The sequence below is a fragment of the Streptomyces sp. ICC1 genome (assembly GCF_003287935.1).
Taxonomy (GTDB): domain Bacteria; phylum Actinomycetota; class Actinomycetes; order Streptomycetales; family Streptomycetaceae; genus Streptomyces; species Streptomyces tritrimontium.
The window spans coordinates 1,624,528-1,638,302 of the sequence record NZ_CP030287.1 but is presented as its reverse complement, the minus strand read 5'-3'; the positions used below and the strand labels follow the sequence as shown (position 1 = coordinate 1,638,302).

14 protein-coding genes are annotated in these 13,775 nt (G+C 71.4%); 11 read left to right on the top strand and 3 right to left on the bottom strand.

The genetic code is table 11. The annotated features are described in order from the left end of the window. The first annotated feature begins 3 nt into the window (after positions 1-3). From rplQ to glmM, 7 genes are all read left to right on the top strand, one after another. Positions 4-465, top strand: a complete 462-nt coding sequence (gene rplQ / locus DRB96_RS07655; RefSeq protein ID WP_030154710.1) for a 50S ribosomal protein L17 — start codon at positions 4-6, stop codon at positions 463-465. A gap of 112 nt (positions 466-577) precedes the next feature. Further along, positions 578-1,429: a tRNA pseudouridine(38-40) synthase TruA gene (truA, locus tag DRB96_RS07650; RefSeq protein ID WP_112447736.1), complete on the top strand. Its 852-nt coding sequence runs from the start codon at positions 578-580 to the stop codon at positions 1,427-1,429. A 59-nt stretch (positions 1,430-1,488) separates the two neighbouring features. After that, positions 1,489-3,108, top strand: a complete 1,620-nt coding sequence (locus DRB96_RS07645; protein ID WP_112453279.1) for an ATP-binding cassette domain-containing protein — start codon at positions 1,489-1,491, stop codon at positions 3,106-3,108. Between the two features lie 64 nt (positions 3,109-3,172). Next, positions 3,173-4,432: a glycosyltransferase family 87 protein gene (locus DRB96_RS07640; RefSeq protein ID WP_112447735.1), complete on the top strand. Its 1,260-nt coding sequence runs from the start codon at positions 3,173-3,175 to the stop codon at positions 4,430-4,432. Positions 4,433-4,666: 234 nt separating this feature from the next. Continuing rightward, complete coding sequence (gene rplM / locus DRB96_RS07635; protein ID WP_112447734.1) at positions 4,667-5,110, top strand: 50S ribosomal protein L13; 444 nt, start codon at positions 4,667-4,669, stop codon at positions 5,108-5,110. Between the two features lie 46 nt (positions 5,111-5,156). Further along, on the top strand, positions 5,157-5,678 hold the full coding sequence (rpsI, locus tag DRB96_RS07630; RefSeq protein WP_112447733.1) for a 30S ribosomal protein S9: 522 nt from the start codon (positions 5,157-5,159) through the stop codon (positions 5,676-5,678). A gap of 134 nt (positions 5,679-5,812) precedes the next feature. Continuing rightward, positions 5,813-7,171 (top strand): phosphoglucosamine mutase, encoded by a 1,359-nt coding sequence (gene glmM / locus DRB96_RS07625; RefSeq protein WP_112447732.1) that lies wholly within the window; start codon positions 5,813-5,815, stop codon positions 7,169-7,171. Positions 7,172-7,323: 152 nt separating this feature from the next. Here glmM and DRB96_RS07615 read toward each other — a convergent pair whose 3' ends face one another. Together DRB96_RS07615 and coaA are read right to left on the bottom strand one after the other, a co-directional pair. Next, on the bottom strand, positions 7,324-8,280 hold the full coding sequence (locus DRB96_RS07615; protein WP_112447730.1) for a DUF389 domain-containing protein: 957 nt from the start codon (positions 8,278-8,280) through the stop codon (positions 7,324-7,326). Positions 8,281-8,295: 15 nt separating this feature from the next. Continuing rightward, positions 8,296-9,327: a type I pantothenate kinase gene (gene coaA / locus DRB96_RS07610; protein ID WP_112447729.1), complete on the bottom strand. Its 1,032-nt coding sequence runs from the start codon at positions 9,325-9,327 to the stop codon at positions 8,296-8,298. A 282-nt stretch (positions 9,328-9,609) separates the two neighbouring features. Between coaA and DRB96_RS42735 the strand changes: the two genes are divergently transcribed. From DRB96_RS42735 to DRB96_RS07595, 3 genes are all read left to right on the top strand, one after another. Further along, positions 9,610-9,795, top strand: coding sequence for a hypothetical protein (locus DRB96_RS42735; RefSeq protein ID WP_162689030.1), 186 nt, complete (start codon positions 9,610-9,612; stop codon positions 9,793-9,795). A gap of 154 nt (positions 9,796-9,949) precedes the next feature. After that, positions 9,950-10,918: an RNA polymerase sigma factor SigJ gene (gene sigJ / locus DRB96_RS07600; RefSeq protein ID WP_112453278.1), complete on the top strand. Its 969-nt coding sequence runs from the start codon at positions 9,950-9,952 to the stop codon at positions 10,916-10,918. A 128-nt stretch (positions 10,919-11,046) separates the two neighbouring features. Continuing rightward, positions 11,047-12,111, top strand: coding sequence for an FUSC family protein (locus DRB96_RS07595; RefSeq protein WP_162688472.1), 1,065 nt, complete (start codon positions 11,047-11,049; stop codon positions 12,109-12,111). 15 nt (positions 12,112-12,126) lie between these two features. On the opposite strand, the gene DRB96_RS07590 is transcribed toward DRB96_RS07595, so the two are convergent. Then, positions 12,127-12,936, bottom strand: coding sequence for a Cof-type HAD-IIB family hydrolase (locus tag DRB96_RS07590; RefSeq protein ID WP_204357673.1), 810 nt, complete (start codon positions 12,934-12,936; stop codon positions 12,127-12,129). Between the two features lie 133 nt (positions 12,937-13,069). On the opposite strand from DRB96_RS07590, the gene DRB96_RS07585 reads away from it, so the two are divergent. Continuing rightward, the gene (locus DRB96_RS07585; protein WP_112447727.1) at positions 13,070-13,771 is read left to right on the top strand and encodes an aspartate/glutamate racemase family protein; all 702 of its coding nucleotides are present in this window, start codon (positions 13,070-13,072) and stop codon (positions 13,769-13,771) included. The last annotated feature ends 4 nt before the right edge of the window (positions 13,772-13,775 follow it).

Below are 13,775 nucleotides of genomic sequence, written 5' to 3'. Positions count from 1 at the left end.
ACCATGCCGCGTCCCGCAAAGGGTGCCCGTCTGGGCGGCAGCGCCGCGCACGAGAAGCACCTCCTCGCGAACCTCGCGAAGGCGCTCTTCGAGCACGGCCGCATCACCACCACCGAGGCCAAGGCCCGCCGCCTGCGTCCCTACGCCGAGCGTCTGGTGACCAAGGCCAAGAAGGGCGACATCCACAACCGTCGCCTGGTGCTGCAGACGATCACGGACAAGAGCATCGTGCACACGCTGTTCACCGAGATCGCCCCGCGCTACGAGAACCGCCCCGGTGGTTACACGCGCATCACCAAGATCGGCAACCGTCGTGGCGACAACGCCCCGATGGCCGTGATCGAGCTGGTCGAGGCCCTTACGGTCGCCCAGCAGGCCACCGGTGAGGCCGAGGCCGCCACCAAGCGCGCGGTCAAGGAGGCGGAGGCTGTCGAGACCCCCGCCGAGGAGACCAAGGAGGCCTGATCCCGCTTCGGGATCGAGCTCGCTTGATCGGCTCTGAACGGGTCCGCCCCCTTACCGGGGCGGGCCCGTTCTGCATTCGTGCCGAAGACACAGCTGAGAGAGGATCTGTCACGTGAGTGACGAGGTGGAGCCCGGGCACGTCCGGGTGCGGCTGGACCTGAGCTACGACGGCAAGGACTTCTCCGGCTGGGCGAAGCAGCGCGTGCTGCGGACCGTGCAGGGGGAGCTGGAGTCGGCCCTGCGGACCGTGATGCGGCTGCCCGACCCGGTGGAGCTGACCGTGGCCGGCCGGACCGACGCCGGAGTGCACGCGCGCGGGCAGGTCGCGCAGTTCGACGTGCGCGACGAGGTGTGGGCCGAGCACCAGGACAAGCTGCTGCGCCGCCTCGCCGGGCGGCTGCCGCACGACGTACGGGTGTGGAAGGCCGCCGAGGCCCCCGCCGGCTTCAACGCGCGGTTCTCCGCGATCTGGCGCCGCTACGCCTACCGCGTCGGCGACCACCAGGCCGGGGTCGACCCGCTGCGCCGCGGCCACGTGCTCTGGTACCAGTGGCCGCTCGACGCGGACGCCATGAACGAGGCCGCCGCCGCGCTGGTCGGCGAGCACGACTTCGCCGCGTACTGCAAGAAGCGCGAGGGGGCCACGACGATCCGCACCCTCCAGCAGCTCAGCTGGGAGCGCGGCGAGGACGGGATCCTCACCGCGACCGTCCGCGCCGACGCCTTCTGCCACAACATGGTCCGCTCGCTGGTCGGCGCGATGCTGCACGTCGGCGACGGCCACCGGCCGACCGACTGGCCCGGGAAGGTGCTGGCCGCGGCCGTACGGGACTCCTCGGTGCACGTGGTCAAACCGCACGGGCTGACGCTGGAGGAGGTCGGCTACCCGGCCGACGAGCTGCTGGCCGCGCGGAGCAAGGAAGCGCGGAACCTGCGGACGCTGCCCGGAGCGGGCTGCTGCTAGGCCTCGTGTCCGGGTAACTCGTTTGGGCGGAACGGCGCCGGACCGGGACAATGCCCGGCATGGGACATCTCGAAGCCAGCCACCTGGAGTACTACCTTCCCGACGGGCGGGTCCTGCTCCCCGACGTCTCCTTCCGGGTGGGGGAGGGGTCGGTCGTCGCCCTGGTCGGGGCGAACGGGGCCGGCAAGACCACCCTGCTGAAGATGATCTCCGGTGACCTGCAGCCGCACGGCGGCTCGGTCACCGTCAGCGGCGGCCTGGGCGTGATGTCGCAGTTCGTGGGCTCGGTCCGCGACGAGACGACCGTACGTGACCTGCTGGTCTCGGTGGCCCAGCCGCGGATCCGGGAGGCCGCGAAGGCGGTGGACCGGGCCGAGCAGCTGATCCTGACGGTGGACGACGAGCCCGCCCAGATGGCCTACGCGCAGGCGCTGAGCGACTGGGCCGACGTGCAGGGGTACGAGGCGGAGACGCTGTGGGACGTCTGCACGATGGCCGCGCTGGCGATCCCGTACGACTCGGCGCAGTTCCGCGAGGTGCGCACGCTGTCGGGCGGTGAGCAGAAGCGGCTGGTCCTGGAGGCGCTGCTGCGCGGGCCGGACGAGGTGCTGCTGCTCGACGAGCCGGACAACTACCTGGACGTCCCGGGCAAGCGGTGGCTGGAGGAGCAGCTGGCGGCCACCCGCAAGACGGTGCTCTTCGTCAGCCACGACCGGGAGCTGCTGACCCAGGCCGCCGAGAAGATCATCAGCCTGGAGGCGAGCCCGAACGGCTCCGACGTCTGGGTGCACGGCGAGGGCTTCGGCACGTTCCACGCTGCCCGCAAGGAGCGCTTCGCGCGCTTCGAGGAGCTCAAGCGGCGCTGGGACGAGGAGCACGCCCGGCTGAAGGCCCTGGTGCTGCGACTGCGCGGCCAGGCCGCGATCAGCCCGGACATGGCCTCGCGGTACCACGCGATGCAGACCCGCTTCAAGAAGTTCGAGGAGGCCGGCCCGCCGCCGGAGCCGCCGCGCGAGCAGGACATCCGGATGCGCCTCAAGGGCGGCCGTACGGGCGTGCGCGCCCTCACGGTCGAGAACCTGGAGCTGACCGGCCTGATGAAGCCGTTCTCCCTGGAGGTCTTCTACGGGGAGCGGGTCGCGGTCCTGGGCTCGAACGGCTCCGGGAAGTCGCACTTCCTGCGGCTGATGGCGGGCGAGGACGTCAAGCACACGGGTACGTGGAAGCTCGGCGCCCGCGTGGTCCCCGGCCACTTCGCGCAGACGCACGCGCACCCGGAGCTGTTCGGCCGTACCCTCGTGGACATCCTGTGGACGGAGTCGGCGAAGCCGCTGGGCGCCGCGATGGGCGCCCTGCGCCGCTACGAGCTGGAGCGGCAGGGCGAGCAGCCCTTCGAGAAGCTGTCGGGCGGCCAGCAGGCGCGCTTCCAGATCCTGCTGCTGGAGCTGGCGGGTACGACGGCGCTGCTGCTGGACGAGCCGACGGACAACCTGGACCTGGAGTCCGCCGAAGCGCTGCAGGACGGGCTGGAGGCGTACGACGGAACTGTGTTGTGCGTCACGCACGACCGGTGGTTCGCCCGCACATTTGACCGTTACCTGGTCTTCGGTTCAGACGGTGTTGTGCGGGAGACTACGGAGCCCGTCTGGGACGAACGTAGGGTCGAACGCAAGCGCTAGGGGTAGACGGCCCCCGGCTGGTCGAGGGGACTTCGTTGTGGGGCTGCGGCCTAGCGTCTGGGTCATGAAGTGGGACAGCCCGTCCTCCTGGGACCGTCGGGTGGAGTGGCTGCTGAGGCCCGCCCCCCGGTCCTGGCGGGCGGTGGGTCTGCTGATCCTGCTGTCCGTGGCGGTCTCGGCGAGCCTGCGGGTGAACTGGGGCTCGGACAACGCCTTCGTGGTCAAGGCCGCGGACGCCCTGCTCGCGGGGGTCTCCCCGTACGAGGACAAGCGGTTCCTCTACCTCCCCAGTGCCGTGGTCATGGCGATCCCGGAGGCACTGCTGCCGGCCCCACTGCTGCGCTGCGTGCTGCCGCTGGGGATGACCGGTCTGGTGGGCCTGGGCTGGTGGGCCTCGCTGCGGCTGTTCTCGGTGCCGGTGCGCTCGCGGCTCGCGGTCGGCGGTTTCGGACTGTTCGCGCTGCTCTACAAGCCGTACATCAACCTGGTGCTGATCGGGAACTGGACGGCCATCTCGGCCGCGGCCCTGCCGGTGGCGCTGCTGCTGGCGCACCGGCGGTCCTGGGTGGCGGCCGGGCTGGTGGTGGGGCTCGCCATCGCGTGCAAGCCGATGCTGGTGCCGATCGGGCTGCTCTTCGTACTGGCCCGGCAGTGGCGGGCGCTGGCCGTGGCGGTCGGCGTCCCGGTGGCGCTCTCGCTGGCGGGGGCGCTGATGATGCCGCGCCCGATGCTGTTCTTCACCAAGACGCTGCCGTTCCTGCTGCAGGGCCAGGACTCCTACGCGCTGCCGTGGGACGCCTCGCCGATCGCCGCGCTGCCGCGGCTGGGGGTGCCGGAGCCGCTGGCGGTGCTGGTGGCCTTCGCCGGGGCCGGCTGCGGGCTGTGGGCGGCCTGGCGGCGCTGGCGGCGCCCGGTCGCCGTGGACGGCGACGGCGGCGAGCTGCGGCTGGTGGAGACGGCCTGCATGGTGATGCTCGCCGCGTTCCTGGTGTCGCGGCCGTCCTTCGACCACTACCTGCTCGTCGTGCTTCCGCTGCTGCTGGCTTCGGGGGTGCGGACGGGCTCGATGCCGCGCTCGCCCTGGTTCTGGGTGGCCCTGCTGCCCCAGACGGCGGGCGTCCCGTGGCCGTCGGAGCTGGACCACAAGAGGCGCGCCTTCAAGGACATGGCGACCCTGTGCGGACTGGCCGGTCTGCTCGCGCGTCGTTCTTTGCGCCCGGTCCGGGTTATGGTTGCAGTCGTACGAACTACGGGGTCCCCAACCAGGACCGAACCGGAGTGCGCCGCAACCCCCGTCGAGACGGGATCGCGGACCGCGTTTTGACCCTTCGAGGTCTTCAGGGATACCCTGCTGGTTCGTTATGCGTATTGGCTTGCTCATTCTCACGTGAATTTGCCTTACGCCGGTCCACCGGGCCGATGACCAGCGGTACACACGGGTTGCGTCTCCGATGTGAACCAGGGCTGTCGTGATCGTCCGTGGTGACCCATGTCAGGACCCGTCCCTCGGGCTCACCCCCCGGGGATGACCCACCACTGAAGAAGCGAAGGCATACGCGTGCGTACGTTCAGCCCCAAGCCCGGCGACATCTCGCGCCAGTGGCACGTCATCGACGCCCAGGACGTTGTCCTCGGCCGTCTGGCGACCCAGGCCGCTACCCTCCTGCGGGGTAAGCACAAGCCGACTTACGCCCCCCACATGGACATGGGCGACTTCGTCATCATCATCAACGCCGACAAGGTTCACCTGTCCGGCAACAAGGCGACCCAGAAGATGGCGTACCGCCACTCCGGTTTCCCGGGTGGTCTGCGTTCGGTCCGTTACGACGACCTCCTGGCGAACAACCCGGAGAAGGCCGTCGAGAAGGCCATCAAGGGCATGATCCCCAAGAACACCCTGGGCCGTCAGATGCTCTCGAAGCTGAAGGTCTACTCGGGCGATGTGCACCCCCACGCTGCCCAGCAGCCGGTGCCGTTCGAGATCACCCAGGTCGCGCAGTAGTTCCGGCCACCACACCCCCTAAGACAAGAAACTTCTGAGGAGCATCGTGGCCGAGACCACCGCCGAGACGACCCCCGTCGACGAGTTCGAGGGCAACGTCGAGGAGTACACCACCGAGTCTGTGGAAGCCGTTGAGGGCGACTACACCTCCGAGTCCCTTGCCGGTCGCTTCGGTGACCCCCAGCCGGCCGCCGGCCTGGGCCGTCGCAAGAACGCCATCGCCCGCGTCCGGATCGTTCCGGGCACCGGCAAGTGGAAGATCAACGGTCGCACCCTTGAGGACTACTTCCCCAACAAGGTGCACCAGCAGGAAGTCAACGAGCCGTTCAAGCTGCTCGAGCTCGACAACCGCTACGACGTCATCGCCCGCATCTCGGGTGGCGGCGTTTCCGGCCAGGCCGGCGCCCTGCGCCTCGGTGTGGCCCGTGCGCTGAACGAGGCGGATGTCGACAACAACCGCGCGGCACTGAAGAAGGCCGGCTTCCTTTCCCGCGACGACCGTGCGGTCGAGCGCAAGAAGGCCGGTCTCAAGAAGGCCCGTAAGGCTCCGCAGTACAGCAAGCGTTAATCTGCGCCTGCTGTTCAGCACGAAACCGCCCCGGCAGCACTCTTTGTGCTGTCGGGGCGGTTCGTTTACCGCCACAAGCGGCAAATAGATGGCACAAGCGGTCACAAGCGATGCGAACACTCGGGAGGACAACAGTGGGACGACTCTTCGGGACGGACGGTGTACGAGGCGTCGCCAACGCGGATCTGACGGCTGAGCTCGCGCTCGGCCTCTCCGTGGCGGCGGCGCACGTACTGGCCGAGGCGGGCACCTTCGCGGGCCATCGGGCCACCGCGGTGGTCGGCCGGGACCCCCGGGCCTCGGGCGAGTTCCTGGAGGCCGCAGTCGTCGCGGGCCTCGCGAGCGCGGGCGTGGACGTCCTGCGCGTCGGTGTGCTGCCCACCCCGGCGGTGGCGTATCTCACCGGTGCGCTGGGCGCCGACCTCGGCGTGATGCTCTCGGCCAGCCACAACGCCATGCCCGACAACGGCATCAAGTTCTTCGCGCGCGGCGGCCACAAGCTCGCCGACGAGCTGGAGGACCGCATCGAGTCCGTCTACGAGGACCACCGCACGGGCGCTCCGTGGGACCGGCCGACGGGCGCCGGTGTCGGCCGCGTCTCCGACTACACCGAGGGCTTCGACAAGTACGTCGCCCACCTCATGGGTGTCCTGCCCAACCGCCTCGACGGCCTGAAGGTGGTCCTCGACGAGGCGCACGGCGCGGCCGCCTTCGTCTCGCCGGAGGCCTTCACCCGGGCCGGCGCCGAGATCGTCACGATCGGCGCGGAGCCCGACGGGCTGAACATCAACGACGGCTGCGGCTCCACCCACCTCGGCCTGCTCAAGCAGGCCGTCATCGAGCACGGGGCCGACCTCGGCATCGCGCACGACGGGGACGCCGACCGCTGCCTCGCCGTGGACGCGAACGGCGCCGAGGTCGACGGGGACCAGATCCTCGCCGTGCTGGCGCTGGCCATGCGCGAGTCCGGGCACCTGCGCGAGGACACCGTGGTCGGCACCGTGATGTCGAACCTGGGCTTCAAGCTGGCGATGGAGTCCGAGGGCATCAACGTCGTGCAGACGGGTGTCGGCGACCGGTACGTCCTGGAGTCGATGAAGGAGCACGGCTACGCGCTGGGCGGCGAGCAGTCCGGCCACGTGATCATCCTCGACCACGCCACCACCGGCGACGGCACCCTGACCGGGCTGATGCTGGCGGCGCGGATCGCGGCCACCGGCAAGACGCTGGCGGAGCTGGCGGGGGTCATGACCCGGCTCCCGCAGGTGCTGGTCAACGTCCCCGACGTGGACAGGTCCCGGGTGACGACCTCGGGCGAGCTGGCCGCGGCCGTCGCCGAAGCGGAGCGGGAGCTGGGCTCGACCGGGCGCGTACTGCTGCGTCCCTCGGGCACGGAGCCGCTCGTCCGCGTGATGGTGGAGGCCGCCGACATCGAGCAGGCCCGCGCCGTCGCGGGCCGCCTCGCGGACGTGGTGAAGTCGGCGCTGGGCTAGACCGCCCCGCCCTGCTGTGAGCCGGCCCCGCCGTACGAAGCCTCGTACGGCGGGGCCGTTTGCGTACCCGCTGCCGTTGCCCGTTCCCGTTCCCGTTCCCGTTCCCGTTCCCGTTCCTCCTCCCGTTCCCGTTCGCGGGGCCCCGGGCGGGCTCAGGTCTTCGGCTGGGGCGTCCTGCGGTGCCAGCGGCCGCGCTGGGTGCGCCACAGCAGCTTCTGGCCGGTCAGGGTCAGCACACCGGCCAGGATGATCCCGCACAGGTTCAGCAGCAGCTGTTCCGCCGAGCCCCACATCTGGCCGAACTCGCCGTAGCTCAGGGCCACGGCCGCGTTGGCGGCCGCCGGGACGGTGGTCACCGAGATCGCGACGCCGACCAGCGCGCCGGACTTCGCGGAGGTCAGCGAGAGCACCCCGGCCACACCGGCGAGCAGGGCCACGACGAACGAGAACGGGTCCGGCTGCCAGATGAAGCTGGTGTTCGGGCGGGGCTTGTCCAGCATTCCCGCGTGGAACAGGCCGAGGGCGTCCATCACCAGGCTGAAGACGGTGGTGGCGACCATCGCGGCGGCGAAGCCCACGAGCAGGGCGAACAGGGAGCGGGCGGCCAGCTTCGGGGCGCGCCGCACCAGGCCGGTGCAGACTCCGGCGAGCGGCCCGAACTCGGGGCCGACCGCCATCGCGCCCACGATCAGGACGGCGTTGTCGAGGACGACGCCGCAGGCCGCGATCATGGTCGCGATGATCATGAAGGCGCTGTAGGTGATGCTGAGGTTGGACTCCTCGTGGGTGGCCTCGCTCAGCTGCTCCCACAGCACGGCGTCGGCGCCTTCTCCCGGAGCCTCCTCCTCGGCCCGGTCGGCGCGCTCCGACAGGGAGAGGTCGATGTTCTCGACCGCGATCGAGCCGTCCTTGTCGATACCGAGCCCGCGCAGCTCGTGCAGGAGCGCGTCGCCCGCCTCGCGCGCCACGTCGCACAGCACGATGTCGCCCGGCGGAATGCGGGCCGCACCGGGGAACACCGCCAGATGGGTGGTGCCGACGGTCCCCTCGACGATCCGGACCACGGCGTCCGTCCGGTCGGACGGGGTGATCATCCGTAGATGCAGCATGGCCGCACAGTAGCGTCAGAGCTTGCGCAGGCTCAGCTTCTGCACCTTGTGGTCGGGGCCCTTGCGCACGACGAGGGTGGCCCGGCCGCGGGTCGGGGCCACGTTCTCCAGCAGGTTGGGCCTGTTGATGGTCCGCCACATCGTCTGCGCGTACTCCAGCGCCTCCTCCTCGGAGACCTGCGTGTACTTGCGGAAGTAGGAGAACGGGTTCTGGAAGGCCGTCTCGCGCAGCTTGCGGAACCGGTTGAGGTACCAGCGCTCGATGTCCTCGGGGCGCGCGTCCACGTACACGCTGAAGTCGAAGTAGTCGGCCAGGCCCACCCGGGTGCGGCCGTCCTTGCCGGGCAGGGCCGGCTGCAGGACGTTGAGGCCCTCGACGATCAGGATGTCCGGGCGGCGCACGACGAGCTGCTCCCCGGGGACGATGTCGTAGATCAGGTGCGAGTAGACCGGGGCCGTGACCTCGTCCTTGCCCGCCTTGATGTCGGCGACGAAGCGGGTCAGCGCGCGGCGGTCGTAGGACTCGGGGAAGCCCTTGCGGGCGGTCAGGCCGCGCCGCTGGAGCTCCTTCATCGGGTACAGGAAGCCGTCCGTGGTGACCAGCTCCACGCGCGGGTGCTCCGGCCAGCGGGCGAGGAGGGCCTGGAGGAGGCGGGCCACCGTGGACTTGCCGACGGCGACGGAACCGGCGACCCCTATGACGAAGGGGGTGCCCTGCTGCGCGCCGTGGCCGTTGCCGGCGTCGCCGAGGAAGGTGTTGAGGGTGCCGCGCAGGTTGCTCGTGGCTTCCACGTACAGGTTCAGCAGCCGGGAGAGCGGCAGGTAGACGTCGCGGACCTCGTCGAGGTCGATGACGTCGCCCAGGCCCCGAAGCCGCTCGACCTCGTCGGCCGTGAGCGGGAGCGGGGTGCGCTCGCGCAGGGCGCTCCACTCGGCGCGGGTGAGGTCGACGTAGGGGGACGCGTCGGACCGGCGGTGGGGGCGCTCCGGGCGGTCGGTGCGCTCCGTTGCGCGGTCCGGCGTGCTTCGTGGCGGCGAAGTGATCACAGGGCCATTGTCGGGGCTCGGAGGCCGTTGTGGGTGGTGTGGTCGGTCACGTGGGATGGGGTCGTATGTCCCGGGCCGGGCGGGTTGTACGGGGGCCGGTATCGATTGGAGGCAGCTGCGGTCTCATCGGGATCACGATGCGCGGGGCGGCCGGTAAACGTGGACGGGGCGGTGCGGGGGCCCCGTACGGTGTTGATCACCGCAGCTCTTCAGGCCGCTCCCTTTCCGGGGGCCGCCGCGCGCTGCCCTTTTCACCGAATTTCCTGTGGGGGGAAAATCATCATGCGCACCGCATTCGTACGCCGTACCGTCCTGTCCGCCGCGGCCCTGTCCCTGGCGCTGCTCGCCACCGCCTGCGGCGGCTCCGACAAGGCGGACGCGAAGGACGACACCAAGCCGATCCCGCCGACCACGTCACCCTGGACGAGTCGGTGGGCATGGCCTTCCTCGTCGTACTGGAGGCGATGACGCCGGCCGAACGCGTGGCGTTCGTCCTGCACGACGTCTTCCGGTACCCCTTCGCCCCCCTCGGCCGCCGTGCGTCGATGATCGGTAGTGTCTCGGTAGTCCGACGACGTGGCCCCGCACGATGCGGGGCGAGGACCAGGGGGCGGTCGCAGTCATGAGCAGCACCATCGAGGCAGGGCCCGACGGGACCGAACCGGGCCCCGGCGTGGTCGTCGGGGAGCGGCGCCGGCTGATCAACCTCGCCTACCGGCTGCTCGGTTCACTGGCCGAGGCCGAGGACGCCGTACAGGAGACGTACGCGCGCTGGTACGCCATGTCGCGCCGGCAGCAGGAGGCCGTCGAGTCTCCCGGAGCCTGGCTCACGACCGTGGCCGGCCGCATCTGCCTGGACGTCCTCGGCTCGGCGCGCGCACGGCGCGAGCGCTACGTCGGCTCGTGGATCCCCGAGCCGCTGCCCGACCGCACGGAATGGTTCAGCGGGCGGGCCGGTGGCGGCGGTGGCGAGCCGGCCGATCCCGCCGACCACGTCACCCTGGACGAGTCGGTGGGCATGGCCTTCCTCGTCGTACTGGAGGCGATGACGCCGGCCGAACGCGTGGCGTTCGTCCTGCACGACGTCTTCCGGTACCCCTTCGCCGAGATCGCCGGGATCGTCGGGCGCACTCCGGCGGCCTGCCGGCAGCTGGCCTCCTCGGCCCGTCGGCGCGTCCGGGCCGAGCGGGTGCCGGCGGGTCCGACGGCCGGACAGGCCGGTGTGGTGCGGCACTTCAAGGAGGCGTGGGAGGCCAGGGACATCGAGGCCCTCGTCGGCCTCCTCGACCCGAACGCCGCGATGGTCGCCGACGGCGGCGGCCTGGTCGGCACCGTCCTGCGCCCGGTCGAGGGCAGCAAGCTGATCGCCCAGTACCTGATCCACATCGCGGACAAGGCGCCCGGGCTCACGCTCCTGGAACGGACGGTCAACGGCCGGCCCGGCCTGGTGGCCCAGTACGCCGGGGTCACCGTCACCGTGGCGGCGTTCGACCTCGCCGGCGACCGCGTCACCCGCATCTGGGCGGTCCGCAACCCGGAGAAGCTCCGCCCGTGGACCGAGCACGGACGGAACCTCCCGCCGGACACCTAGTGCTAGGCCGTTCCGGCCCGGCGTGACATGCCGCCTTCGGCGTAATGGGAGCGCCGGGCCGTCGCAGCGCTGCACGCTTGGGGCCCCGCCGGCGCGGACGGGTGGGGACGCGACACCGAAAGGCCCGGATGACCGGTCTCGCTGACTCCCGAGCACGACGCGGCGGGCGGGCGCGGGAACTCGCGCGGACCGAGGGCCCGGCGGCGGCCCGCATCGTGGTCACCGTCACCGTCGCCTGGCAGGTCGCGCTGTGGCTGGGGGCCGACCAGCCACCGGTGTTCGCGGCGATCGTCCCGCTGGTGGCCCTGCGCGGCGATCCGATGACGGCCCTGGGCACCTCGCTGCGGCGGACCCTGGGCGTGGTGGCGGGCGTGGTGATCGGGATCGTCGTCCTGAACGTGCTGAGTCCCTCGACCGTCGCGCTGGCCCTGGTGGTGGCCCTGGGCCTGGGCGTCGGAATGGTCCTGCGGGCCGGCGGCGGGCTGAACATCCAGGTGGCGGCGTCGTCGCTGCTGGTCTTCGCCAGCACCTCCCCCGACGCGTACGCGCTGCACCGCGTCTGGGAGACCGCGGAGGGCGCGGCCGTGACGATCCTGCTCGCGCCGCTGCTGTGGCCGCCCGACCCCCACCGCATCCTGGGGGCCGTCAGCGAGGACTGCCGTGCACGCCTGGCCCAGGCCCTCACCGGCACCGCGGCGGCCCTGCGCCCCGACCGGGCCGCGGCCCTCGACAACCTCTCCCAGGTGAACGCGGACGTCGAGGCGGTGCACGCCGGCGCGGCGCGGGCCCGCGAGGCCGAACGCGCCATGAGGTTCAACCCCCTGCGCCGGCGTCAGCGCGAGACCGTACGGCTCCAAGCCCAGGCCATCGACACCGCCGACCGCCTCGCGGCGCACGTGGCGACGTGGGCCGGGGAGGTCGCCGTGTTCGCCGGCCGGGAAGACCTCGCCGCGGACCTCGTCCGGGCCGGTGCCCGGCTCCCCGAACCGGCCGCGCTCACGGCGCGCGCCATCGGGCACGCCCTGTCCGGAGGCGATCCCCTGCCCGCCGTGGCGACCGCGCGCACCGGCCTGGCCGCGTACGCCCGCGCGGACTCCCGGCCGGTCGCCGTCGCCCTGCGCCGCCCCCTCCACCGGATCCTCGACGAGCTCGACCGTACGTCTCCGCGCCAGGACGACACCGCCCACGGCTAGTGCTGTGACCGGTGTTCAGGACGGGGCGAAGAGCTTTTCGAGGACGTGTGCCACGCCGTCCTCCTCGTTGGACACCGTGTGCCGCGGCACCGCGGAGCGCACGTCCGGGTGGGCGTTGGCCATGGCGTAGCCGGCGCCCGCCCATTTCAGGATGGTCAGGTCGTTGGGCATGTCGCCGAAGGCGACGACCTCGTCGGCCGTGATGCCGCGCTGGGCGCACAACGCCGAGAGGGTGCCGGCCTTGGTGACGCCCGGCGCGCTGATCTCCAGCAGGCCACGGCCCCCGGAGTGGGTGAACTGCGCCTGGCCGCCCGCCGTTCTCTCCGCGACGGCGAGCAGGAAGTCCGCGTCCCGGAGGGCCGACCAGGCGAGCAGCTTGACGATGGCGACTTCCGTCAGCCACAGGTCCGTCAGGGACGGTACGGGCGATTCGACGTCGGCGCCTCCCGAGAACCGGTGCAGGTACGCCGGCTCGTACAGGACCCGGCCGCCGCTCTCCACGGCGAAGCCCAGATCCGGCACGGCCTGCGACAGCACGGCGGCCACGCCGCGGGCGACGTCCACGGGCAGGGCGCGCGACTCGACGACGCTGCGCGTCGCGACGTCGTAGACGAGCGCGCCGTTGCTGCACACCGCCGTGCCGACGATGCCGGTCGCGGCGGCGAGCACGTCCACGTACCGGGGCGGCCGGGCGGTGACGAAGACGACCTCGGCGCCGGCGTCCGAGGCGGTGCGCAGCGCGCGGAGCGTGCGGATCGAGAGGCTGCCGTCGTTGCGCAGGAGCGTGCCGTCGAGATCGGTGGCGATCAGCCGGGGAGGATTCATCGCTCGATGTTACGGAACCGCACGGACGCCCACAGCACTCCAAAGGCTCCCTTATGGATGCGTGTCATTTGAATGAACTCGCTTATGATCGGGTGTCAGTGACGGCGTACGGGAGCGGGAGCGTGGCGCGGGCATGAAGACGATCGGGCTGATCGGCGGGATGAGCTGGGAGTCGACGGCCGAGTACTACCGGATCCTCAACGAGCGCACGCGCGAGCGGCTCGGCGGGCTCCACTCCGCCCGCTGCGTGCTCTACTCCGTGGACTTCGCGGAGATCGAGCAGTTGCAGGTCCAGGGGCGGTGGGCGGAGGCGGGCGAGGTGCTGGCCGGGGCCGCCCGGTCGCTGGAGGCCGCGGGAGCGGATCTGCTGCTCATCTGCACCAACACCATGCACAAGGTGGCCGACCGCGTCGAGGCGGCCACTTCGCTCCCGCTGCTCCACCTCGCGGACACCACGGCAGCCGCCGTCCGCGCCGCCGGTCTGAGCCGGGTGGGGCTGCTGGGCACCGCGTTCACCATGGAGCAGGACTTCTACCGCGGCCGCCTGGAAGCGGGCGGGCTCGACGTCCGCGTTCCGGACCCCGAGGGGCGCGCGCTCGTGCACCGGGTGATCTACGAGGAGCTCTGCCTCGGCGTCGTCCGCGAGCAGTCGCGCGCGGCCTACCGCCGGGTCGTCGAAGACCTCGTCGCCGGGGGCGCCGAGGGCGTTGTCCTGGGGTGCACCGAGATCGAACTCCTCATCGGCCCCGGGGACAGCCCCGTACCGGTCTTCCCCACCGCCCGCCTGCACGCTGAGGCGGCGGTCGACGCGGCCCTGACCGGACCCGCCGGCTGAGCGG

Excerpts from the sequence above, each read along its gene's own strand:
- DRB96_RS07590 (WP_204357673.1), bottom strand. The coding sequence starts at position 12,936 with ATGAATCCTCCCCGGCTGATCGCCACCGATCTCGACGGCACGCTCCTG.
- DRB96_RS07595 (WP_162688472.1), top strand. The coding sequence starts at position 11,047 with ATGACCGGTCTCGCTGACTCCCGAGCACGACGCGGCGGGCGGGCGCGG.
- DRB96_RS07585 (WP_112447727.1), top strand. The coding sequence starts at position 13,070 with ATGAAGACGATCGGGCTGATCGGCGGGATGAGCTGGGAGTCGACGGCC.
- DRB96_RS07615 (WP_112447730.1), bottom strand. The coding sequence starts at position 8,280 with ATGCTGCATCTACGGATGATCACCCCGTCCGACCGGACGGACGCCGTG.
- DRB96_RS07640 (WP_112447735.1), top strand. The coding sequence starts at position 3,173 with ATGAAGTGGGACAGCCCGTCCTCCTGGGACCGTCGGGTGGAGTGGCTG.
- DRB96_RS42735 (WP_162689030.1), top strand. The coding sequence starts at position 9,610 with ATGCGCACCGCATTCGTACGCCGTACCGTCCTGTCCGCCGCGGCCCTG.
- rplQ (WP_030154710.1), top strand. The coding sequence starts at position 4 with ATGCCGCGTCCCGCAAAGGGTGCCCGTCTGGGCGGCAGCGCCGCGCAC.
- DRB96_RS07645 (WP_112453279.1), top strand. The coding sequence starts at position 1,489 with ATGGGACATCTCGAAGCCAGCCACCTGGAGTACTACCTTCCCGACGGG.
- sigJ (WP_112453278.1), top strand. The coding sequence starts at position 9,950 with ATGAGCAGCACCATCGAGGCAGGGCCCGACGGGACCGAACCGGGCCCC.